Source organism: Streptomyces sp. NRRL WC-3549, from assembly GCF_000721935.1.
Lineage (GTDB): Bacteria > Actinomycetota > Actinomycetes > Streptomycetales > Streptomycetaceae > Streptomyces.
Window position 1 is genome coordinate 13,761 of record NZ_KL585449.1, and the last position, 1,535, is coordinate 15,295.

The following is a 1,535-nucleotide window of genomic DNA, read 5'->3' on the forward strand; positions in this document are numbered from 1 at the left end:
CTCCACGGCGTCGACCTGGGACGCGGTCAGGCCGGCTCCTGCCAGCGCCTGCCTGATGACCCGTTGCTGCGAGGGGCCGTTGGGCGCCGTCAGACCGTTGCTCGCACCGTCCTGGTTCACCGCTGAGCCCCGTACGACCGCGAGGACCTCACGACCGTGGCGGTGGGCGTCCGAGAGCCGTTCGACCAGGAGGACGCCGACGCCCTCGCCCCAGCCAGTACCGTCCGCGGACTCGGCGAAGGCCTTGCACCTGCCGTCGGACGACAGCCCCCGCTGCCGGCTGAACTCGATGAACGCCGAGGGCGTCGACATCACTGTCACGCCGCCGGCCAGGGCCAGGGTGCACTCACCCGCGCGCAGGGCCTGGACGGCCAGGTGCAGCGCGACCAGTGACGACGAGCACGCCGTGTCGACGGTCACCGCGGGCCCTTCCAGACCCAGCGCGTACGAGACGCGTCCGGAGACCACGCTCGCCGCGTTTCCGGTGGCCACGAAGCCTTCGGCGCTCTCCGCCGAGCCCATCAGAAGGCCGGTGTAGTCCTGGCTGTTGGTGCCCGCGAAGACACCGACCCTTTCCCCGCGAACCGATTCGGGGTCGATACCGGCCCGCTCGAAGGCTTCCCACGACGTCTCGAGGAGGAGACGCTGCTGCGGGTCCATGGCCAGTGCTTCGCGCGGCGCGATACCGAAGAAACCCGCGTCGAAGTCGGCCACTCCGTCGAGGAACCCGCCCTCACGCACGTACGAGGTGCCCTGCTGGTCGGGGTCCGCGCTGTAGAGCCGTTCGATGTCCCAGCCGCGGTCGTCGGGCAGCGGGGACACCGCGTCGGTCCCCGACTCCAGGAGGTCCCAGAACTCCTCCGGGGAGCGGACCCCGCCGGGGAAGCGGCAGCTCATGCCGACGATGACGATCGGGTCGTCGTCGAGCACGGCGACGGGGCCGTCCTGGGCAGGCCCGGTCCCGGAGCCGGCGAGTTCGTCACGCAGGTGCCGGGAGAGGGCGAGCGGGGTCGGGTAGTCGAAGACGAGTGTCGCGGGCAGGGCGAGTCCGGTGCTCGCGCCGAGCAGGTTGCGGAGCTCCACGGCGGTCAGCGAGTCGAAGCCGAGCTCACGGAAGGCACGCCCGGGCTGAACCCCGTCCGCCGAGGCGTGGCCGAGTACCGCGGCGGCCTGGCCACAGATCATGGCGAGCAGGATGCGCTCGGACTCCTGCGGGGACGTGCCCGCCAGCTGCTCGTGCAGGGCGCTCTCGGCCGCGGTCTCCGGCGCGGGGGCGCCGGACGCCGCCGGCAGCCGCTGGACGTCGGGGATCTCGCCGATGAACGCGGACCTGCCGGGCGGCAGGGCGGGCGCGAAGCGCTCCCAGTCCAGATCGGCGACGACCGTGTGCGGTGCACCGCCTTCGACAGCCTGGCGCAGGGCCCGCATCGCCAGTTCCGGAGGCAGCGGGGGCATTCCGCCCCGGCGTACGCGCTCGGCCACCAGCGGGTCGGCGGCCATGCCGGCGCCGTCCCAGGCGCCCCAGCCGATGGACG

1 protein-coding gene is annotated in these 1,535 nt (G+C 73.0%); it reads right to left on the bottom strand.

Features of this window, described 5'->3' with window-relative positions:
- A partial coding sequence (locus tag IH13_RS0135155) for a type I polyketide synthase (RefSeq protein ID WP_031091089.1) occupies positions 1 to 1,535 on the bottom strand: 1,535 nt, incomplete at both ends.